The sequence below is a fragment of the Rhodococcus sp. CX genome, from assembly GCF_015865005.1.
Classification (GTDB): Bacteria; Actinomycetota; Actinomycetes; order Mycobacteriales; family Mycobacteriaceae; genus Rhodococcus.
The window spans coordinates 3834-8850 of record NZ_JADZGH010000137.1; the positions used below are offsets into that span (position 1 = coordinate 3834).

Here is a 5017-nt window from a genome sequence, read left to right on the forward strand (position 1 = left end):
GAAGGGTTCCTCGACAGCCTCACCGAGATGCTCACGACCATCGAGACCGCGCCGATCCCGGTGATCGCCGCCGTCAACGGCCCCGCGATCGGGGCCGGTACCCAGCTCGCGCTCGCGTCGGATCTGCGGGTGGTCGCGCCGAAGGCCCGGTTCGCGGTGCCCGCCGCCCGACTCGGCATCTCGGTGGACCGATGGACCGTACGCCGGCTGGCGACGCTCATCGGTGGGGGAGCCGCCCGCGCGGTGTTCCTCGCCGCCGATTCGATCCACGCGGACGAAGCGCTCGCGCGGGGCCTGGCCAACCGGATCGGCGACCTCGAGGCGGCGCAGGCATGGGCGCAGGAGATCGCGGCACTCGCGCCGCTGTCGCTGCGCGCGATGAAACTGTTCCTCAACGACGACGGCACCCGCGACGAACCGTCGCCGGAACAGATGTCGGCGCTGGCCGCGGCATGGCTGAGCGAGGACGCACAAGAGGCGCGCGTCGCGCGCGCCGAGAAGCGCGATCCCGTCTTCCGCGGAAAGTAGCCGCCCGCACCTCGGGCACGACGCCCAATCCCCATTTCGATCCGAGAGGGATCGGGAGACGCGCCCTACAGTGGTGTGGTGAGCGTCAAACAGGCTGCCTCGTCCGCCCTCGCCGGAGCCGGATTGCTGTGGGTGGCGCGTGCCGCCCGCGGTCTGCCGACCTCGATCGGTGCGTCCGTCGCCGACATCCGGCCGTACGCGGCGGGTTCGCCCCGCTATCGCGACGGCCGGTTCCACAACTCCGAGCCGAGCAGCACGCTCGGTCCGGAGGCGGGCGGTGGTTTCCTCAAGGACATCCTGACCCGCGGGTCCGTCGGAACGCCGCGGACGGAGGTGCCGCTCGCACCGCCGCTCGCGCCGGTGGACGCCGCCGAGCTGGCGGTCACCTGGTACGGACATTCCAGCGCGCTCGTCGAGATCGACGGGCACCGCATTCTCGCGGACCCGGTGTGGAGCGATCGGGTGTCGCCGTCGGAGACGATCGGGCCCGCCCGCATGCATCCGGTGCCGGTGCAGCTCGCCGAACTGCCCCGCATCGACGCGGTGGTGATCTCCCACGACCACTACGACCACCTCGACCGCCGCACCGTCGAAATGCTTGCCGCCACGCAACGCGACATCCGGTTCCTGGTGCCGCTCGGTGTCGGCGCGCACCTGCGCCGGTGGCGGGTTCCGGAGGAGCGGATCGTCGAACTCGACTGGGATCAGCACACCGAGGTCGGGGAGCTGACGATCACGTGCACCGAGGCCCGTCACTTCTCCGGTCGCGGATTCGCGCGGGACATCACGCTGTGGTCGTCGTGGGTGATCGCCGGTCCGACGCGCCGTGTGTTCTTCGGGGGCGACAGCGGATACACGAGGCGGTTCGCCGACGTCGGGGACCGGTACGGTCCGTTCGATCTGACGCTGCTGCCGGTCGGCGCGTACGACCGTCGCTGGCCGGACATCCACATGAACCCCGAGGAAGCAGTGCGAACGCACGGTGACCTCGGTTGCGTGGACCGCCCCGGCAGTCTGCTCGTGCCCGTGCACTGGGGCACCTTCAACCTCGCCTTCCATGCGTGGTCCGAGCCGATCGCGCGGCTGTTGCCGGCAGCGCAGGCCGCCGGGGTCGCGACCGCGGTCCCGATGCCGGGGCAGCGGGTCGACGCGCTCCGGCCGGGTGCCCAGCATCCGTGGTGGGTGTCCCTCGGCTGAGACTTCGCACGATGTGCCGTTTGCCCGACTCCTGCCGTGGGTACCAAGGAGCACACGGATTCCGCGTCCGGCTCGGGTGGCCGGACCCCGGCGCGAGGAGGTTCTGATGTCGACGGATGCCATCGTGATTCTCAAGGACGATCACAAGGAGATTCGACGGTTGTTCCGTGCCTTCCGGGGTGCGGGTGAGAACGCGGAGAAGGAGAAGGGGCAGCTCGTCGACAAGATCATCGAGGCGTTGACCGTGCACACCTACATCGAGAACGAGTGCATGTATCCGAAGGTCCGCGATCTCCTGCCGGACCTGGAGGAAGACGTTCTCGAGTCCTACGAGGAACACCACGTCGCCGACGTGCTCGTCACCGAGCTGGCGGGAATGTCGCCTTCCGACGAGCGATTCGACGCCAAGGCCACGGTGCTGATCGAGAACGTCGAGCACCACATCGAAGAGGAAGAGGAAGAGTGGTTCCCGCAGGTTCGTGAGCAGCTCGGCCGTAAGAAGCTGCAGGAGATCGGTGCGGAGATGCTCGAACTGAAGAAGAAGGCGCCGCGCTCACCGGCCCAGCCGTCGGCGCTCAAGAAGACGGTCGACGCCGTTCTGGCCTGAACCTGTTCCGGTGCAACGGAAGTCCGGGGAAGAAGCGCGCTCACATGTCCTCGGCGTCGCGCGCTTCTTCCTCGGCGATCCGGCGGGCGTCGCGGCGCCTGCGCCATGCGATGATCGCGAAAACCGCTGCCGCACCGCAGATCCCGCCGACGATCATCCCGAGCCACGTTTCCGGATCCTGGTCGAGCGGTGCGGACAGGCGGGCGTAGATGCCGACCGCCCCCGCGATGTACAGCGCAGCGGCGAAGATGGCGCGGGGGCGCCACGTCTTGGCGGAGGCGTACACGTCGACGTCCTGGGAGCGTGCGTAGGCGGCGGTGACGATCGAGACCACGAACCACGCGAGGATGATGCCGAGTGCGGTCCACGCGCCGACGCGTCCGGCGACCCACGGGAGGACGGCCGTCGCGACGAGCGCAATCCATTGGGTCAGTTGGAATCCCACTGCGGACGCTTCGTTCCAGACGTCACGCTGACGTTCGTCGCGGTAGAAGTCGTCGTCGAGATCCCCGATCACGCGAGCGGCCTTGACGAATGCGGTCATGGGGAGTCCTCCTCGGTGAGTGGAAACAGATCTTCGACGGTGGTGCCGAGGGTGCGGGCAAGCCGTAATGCGAGGTAGACGCTCGGCGCATAGTCGCCCTTCTCGGTGGACACGATGCTCTGACGGCTGACGCCGACCCGCTCGCCCAGTTCGGCCTGGGTGATCCGCAGTTGCTTGCGGAACTCGCGAACTCGGTTGCTTCCCGGTGTGCCTGCCACGAGTGGAAGTCAAGCATCCTTGTCATCCGGTGTCAAGAGTGCTTGTCTTTTCCTGACCCAGGCTCGTTTCGCGGGAAGGCGGAGCGGGTACCAGTGCGTCATGGCGACACCCGCAGGTACCGCACATTCGACGTCCGCGACCGGCCCGGCCGTGAGCGGCCTCCGGGCGCTGCGTCTGGTCGCGACCCTCGGCTTCCCGTCGGTCGCCGCCGGGGTGATCGCCCGTAGGTCCCGGTCGATGGCGCTGCTGGAACGGTTCGGCGCCGACGCGTCCGCCGTGCACGCACTGCGCCGGCTGCGTGCGGAACACGGCTCCGGGCCGCTGCGGATCGAATTGCCCGGCAGGCGGCTGGCGGTCGTGCTCGACCCGGCCGATGTCGGCAGGATCCTCGAGGACTCGCCGGACCCGTTCGACCCCGCCACCCGGGAGAAGAAGGGTGCACTCTCGCCGTTCCAGCCGCACGGTGTGCTCATCTCGCAGGGCTCCATCCGCTCCGAACGCCGCCGGCTCAACGAAGAGGCACTCGACACCGCGCACACCCTGCATCACCTGGCCGAACCGATCGTGGAGGTCGTCGACCGGGAGGCGGTCGCCCTCCTCGAATCGGCGATCCGCACCGGCACTCTCGACAACGACGAGTTCACCCGAACCTGGTGGCGCATCGTTCGCCGGATCGTCCTGGGCGACTCCGCCGCCGAGGACAACGACATCACCGACAGATTGAAAAAGCTTCGCGCGAACGGGAACTGGTCCTATTTCATTCCCGAGCGGAGCCGTCTTCGCGACCGCTTCACCGAAGACCTGTATCGCTACGTGGACCGGGCCGAGCCGGGTTCGCTCGCCGGAGCACTCGCCGCGCTACCCGCCGGAGGTGCGACCGATCCGGTCGGTCAGATTCCGCACTGGCTGTTCGCGTTCGACGCCGCGGGCATGGCCGCTGCGCGCACGCTCGCGCTGTTCGCCGGTCACCCGGGGCAGCGCGGGACCGCACGCGCGGAGATCGCCGCCGGTGACGCCGAGAAGCCGCAGCCCTACCCGTATCTGAGGGCCGCCGTACTCGAATCGGTGCGTCTGTGGCCGACGACGCCGATGATCCTGCGGGACTCCACCCGCGACACGGTGTGGGGCCCGGAGCAGGAGCGGTTCACCATTCCCGCCGGCACCGGATTCATGATCCTCACCGCCGGTTTCCACCGCGACGGCGAGACCGTGTCGTTCGCCGACGAGTTCGTCCCCGAGGTGTGGCTGGACGGACGCGCGGAGAGACGTCCGGAACTGGTGCCGTTCAGCGCCGGACCGGCGGCGTGCCCCGGCCGCAACCTCGTGCTGCTGGTGACCAGCACCCTGCTGGCGCGGATGCTCGCCGCTGCGGACTTCCGGGTCGTCTCCGATCCGGTGCCGGCCCCCGACCGTCCGTTGCCGAACACGTTCGACAACTTCGGGCTGAAATTCGAGGTGGCGCGCACCGCCGGTGCGCCCGGGGTGAGGAGGAGCGACATGAACGCGTCCGGCAAGCACGACGAGGACGAGGGCTTCCACCGGGTGTCACCCGACCCCGAGGAAACCCCGCAGGACGACGATCTCGAATCGGATCACGGGGATCGGCCCGACAGCGGCACCGACGCCGGCCAGGAGGCGACGGATCCGGCGCGCCGGGCAGGAGAAGAAGGCGGGGCCGGCGAGTAGTGACGGGGGCCGGTCCTCACTCGGCCGGCGGATACGGATCCTTCAGCAGTACGCGGGCGAGATGCGCCGTGTTGCGGGCGAGGGTCGCCGTCGCCGAGGCGACCGCGTCGGGCACGGAGTCGAGGTCGTTGTAGTCACCGGGCGTCATCGCTTCGCCGTTCCAGTACGTGCACCCCTGCGCCGGGATCGTGTACCCGCAGTCGTCGAGCGCCTGGAACAGACTCGCCACGATCGCG

Annotated in this window: 6 protein-coding genes and 1 pseudogene; 4 read left to right on the forward strand and 3 right to left on the reverse strand. The window is 69.1% G+C overall.

Features of this window, described 5'->3' with window-relative positions:
* The 3 genes from I0Q12_RS14615 to I0Q12_RS14625 form a co-directional block, all read left to right on the forward strand.
* Positions 1-528 (forward strand): enoyl-CoA hydratase (locus I0Q12_RS14615; RefSeq protein ID WP_231610677.1); only part of this gene is annotated, 528 nt, incomplete at its 5' end.
* 78 nt (positions 529-606) lie between these two features.
* Complete coding sequence (locus tag I0Q12_RS14620; protein WP_197252598.1) at positions 607-1725, forward strand: MBL fold metallo-hydrolase; 1119 nt, start codon at positions 607-609, stop codon at positions 1723-1725.
* A gap of 106 nt (positions 1726-1831) precedes the next feature.
* Positions 1832-2332, forward strand: coding sequence for a hemerythrin domain-containing protein (locus I0Q12_RS14625; protein WP_197252599.1), 501 nt, complete (start codon positions 1832-1834; stop codon positions 2330-2332).
* 40 nt (positions 2333-2372) lie between these two features.
* Here the strand turns inward: I0Q12_RS14625 and I0Q12_RS14630 are convergent, their stop codons facing one another.
* Positions 2373-2876: a DUF2029 domain-containing protein gene (locus tag I0Q12_RS14630; RefSeq protein WP_197252600.1), complete on the reverse strand. Its 504-nt coding sequence runs from the start codon at positions 2874-2876 to the stop codon at positions 2373-2375.
* Positions 2873-3094, reverse strand: a complete 222-nt coding sequence (locus I0Q12_RS14635) for a helix-turn-helix transcriptional regulator (RefSeq protein ID WP_197252601.1) — start codon at positions 3092-3094, stop codon at positions 2873-2875. The genes I0Q12_RS14630 and I0Q12_RS14635 overlap by 4 nt, the downstream gene beginning before the upstream one ends.
* Before the next feature lie 100 nt (positions 3095-3194).
* Between I0Q12_RS14635 and I0Q12_RS14640 the strand changes: the two genes are divergently transcribed.
* Positions 3195-4781, forward strand: coding sequence for a cytochrome P450 (locus I0Q12_RS14640; RefSeq protein ID WP_197252602.1), 1587 nt, complete (start codon positions 3195-3197; stop codon positions 4779-4781).
* Positions 4782-4797: 16 nt separating this feature from the next.
* Here I0Q12_RS14640 and I0Q12_RS32890 read toward each other — a convergent pair.
* Positions 4798-5017: pseudogene (locus I0Q12_RS32890) on the reverse strand (flavodoxin); the annotation flags it as partial.